Genomic DNA, 1,177 nt, shown 5'->3' with positions numbered 1-1,177 from the left:
AAAAGGCCGCCTAAGCGACCTTTCTTATTTAGCTGTGAAGCCAGTATCTGATTAAGCGATAATCTTAGATACTACGCCCGCACCTACTGTACGGCCACCTTCACGGATGGCGAAACGCAGACCTTCGTCCATCGCGATTGGAGCAATCAGCTCTACGCCGAACTTCAGGTTGTCGCCTGGCATTACCATCTCTACGCCTTCTGGCAGCTCTACTGCACCAGTTACGTCAGTTGTACGGAAGTAGAACTGTGGACGGTAGCCTTTGAAGAATGGCGTGTGACGGCCACCTTCGTCTTTAGACAGTACGTATACTTCTGCTTCGAACTTAGTGTGTGGCTTGATTGAACCAGGCTTACACAGTACCTGACCACGCTCTACGTCGTCACGCTTAGTACCACGCAGCAGAACACCTACGTTCTCACCTGCACGGCCTTCGTCCAGCAACTTACGGAACATCTCTACACCGGTACAAGTAGTAGTCTGTGTATCGCGGATACCTACGATTTCTACTGACTCACCTACTTTTACGATACCTTGCTCTACACGGCCAGTTACTACTGTACCACGACCTGAGATTGAGAATACGTCTTCGATTGGCAGGATGAACGGCTTGTCAATTGCACGCTCTGGCTCTGGAATGTATGAATCCAGTGCTTCGCCCAGCTCTACAATCTTCGCTTCCCACGCTGCGTCACCTTCCAGTGCCTTCAGTGCAGAACCTTTGATTACTGGCAGGTCGTCACCTGGGAAATCGTACTCTGACAACAGTTCACGAACTTCCATTTCTACCAGCTCTAACAGCTCTTCATCATCAACCATGTCACACTTGTTCATGAATACGATGATGTAAGGTACGCCTACCTGACGACCTAACAGGATGTGCTCACGAGTCTGTGGCATTGGGCCGTCAGTCGCTGCTACTACCAGGATCGCGCCGTCCATCTGCGCAGCACCGGTGATCATGTTTTTAACATAGTCAGCGTGTCCTGGGCAGTCTACGTGGGCGTAGTGACGTGATGGAGTGTCGTACTCTACGTGTGAGGTAGAGATGGTGATACCACGGGCTTTTTCTTCTGGTGCGTTATCGATTTGATCGAATGCTTTCGCAGAACCACCGTAGGTCTTCGCCAGTACAGTAGTGATTGCCGCTGTCAGTGTGGTTTTACCGTGGTCAACG

At 50.7% G+C, this 1,177-nt stretch carries 1 protein-coding gene; it reads right to left on the bottom strand.

All coding sequences use genetic code 11. The features are described from left to right. Positions 1–51: 51 nt before the first annotated feature. A partial coding sequence (gene tuf, locus TK45_RS16160) for an elongation factor Tu (protein ID WP_131259872.1) occupies positions 52–1,177 on the bottom strand: 1,126 nt, incomplete at its 5' end.

Source organism: Bowmanella sp. JS7-9 (assembly GCF_004329715.1).
GTDB classification, from domain to species: Bacteria; Pseudomonadota; Gammaproteobacteria; order Enterobacterales; family Alteromonadaceae; genus Pseudobowmanella; species Pseudobowmanella zhangzhouensis.
The sequence above is the reverse complement of the archived record's forward strand: the minus strand, read 5'-3'. Positions and strand labels throughout refer to the sequence as shown.